1 protein-coding gene is annotated in these 511 nt (G+C 56.6%); it reads right to left on the bottom strand.

From position 1 onward, the window contains the following. The coding region (locus tag AACW06_RS20035; protein ID WP_238336777.1) for an Ig-like domain-containing protein at positions 1-511 on the bottom strand (511 nt) is incomplete at both ends.

Raw genomic sequence — 511 nt, forward strand, 5'->3', positions numbered from 1 at the left:
GTTAACGTCACCGTATCGCCCTCTTCCACGCCCGTTGGTAGTGTCACGTTGGTTTCAACGCCGTCACTGTTTTCGGCCACGCTCACGCTGCCGTCCGCAGCATCCGCAATGGTAAGTGTTGGCACCGCAGTTGGCACGGTGGCGTCAAAATCAAACGTCACTGGCGCACTTTCACCACTGCTGTTGCCCGCCGCGTCGCTGATCTGCGCCGTCACGCTGTAGTCACCTTCTGCCGCCAAGCTTGGGATGGTGATGTTCGCACTGCCTGTTAGTGTTTCTAATAAGGTTACTTCGTGAGTTTGTACTGTCGTACTGCCATCTGGGTTGGTGATGGTTAAGGTCACCGTATCACCCACTTCCACACCCGTTGGAATACTTACCACCGTTTCAACGCCGTCACTGTTCTCTGCCACGCTCACGCTGCCGTCCGCGGCATCCGCGATGGTAAGTGTTGGCGCCGCAGTTGGTACGGTGGCATCAAAATCAAACGTCACTGGCGCACTGTCACCAC

The sequence above is a fragment of the Vibrio sp. S12_S33 genome, assembly GCF_963889785.1.
GTDB lineage: Bacteria > Pseudomonadota > Gammaproteobacteria > Enterobacterales > Vibrionaceae > Vibrio > Vibrio aestuarianus.